This window comes from Bacillus sp. JJ783 (assembly GCF_036963225.1).
Taxonomy (GTDB): Bacteria; Bacillota; Bacilli; order Bacillales; family Bacillaceae_G; genus Bacillus_A; species Bacillus_A cereus_U.
In genome coordinates this window covers 870-1077 of sequence record NZ_JBALMG010000268.1, presented here as the reverse complement: position 1 = coordinate 1077, position 208 = coordinate 870, and positions in this window count along the sequence as shown.

Here is a 208-nt window from a genome sequence, read left to right as displayed (position 1 = left end):
AATTACAACTTAAAAAAGCAATAATCTGATCATCCTTTGGTATAGAGAAACGCTTTTTTGCAATTGACAAGAAATCATCAGGTATTCTGCCAACATAAAATCTAGACTGTTGATATTCTAAACAAATATCAGTTAAGCGATTAATATCTATATTGAGCATGATAATTCTCCGTTTCTTATATATTTTCTATATAATAAATTATAATAT